1 protein-coding gene is annotated in these 225 nt (G+C 69.3%); it reads right to left on the reverse strand.

What is annotated here, in order from left to right:
* On the reverse strand, nucleotides 1–225 hold a 225-nt coding region (locus AOK08_RS48095; RefSeq protein WP_338400172.1), incomplete at both ends, for a helicase-related protein.

The following is a 225-nucleotide window of genomic DNA, read 5'->3' on the forward strand; positions in this document are numbered from 1 at the left end:
GCTGGCGGTGGGCGGCGAAGTCCTGGTCGAGGGTGTCGCGGGCGACCACCGAGTAGAAGTGGGCCTTGTGGCCGTCGGCCTTCGGGCGCAGTACGCGGCCCAGTCGCTGGGCCTCCTCCTGGCGTGAGCCGAACGTGCCCGAGACCTGGATGGCGACCGTCGCCTCCGGCAGGTCGATCGAGAAGTTCGCGACCTTCGACACCACCAGCACACTGATCTCGCCCT

Source organism: Streptomyces graminilatus (assembly GCF_001418565.1).
Lineage (GTDB): Bacteria > Actinomycetota > Actinomycetes > Streptomycetales > Streptomycetaceae > Streptomyces > Streptomyces graminilatus.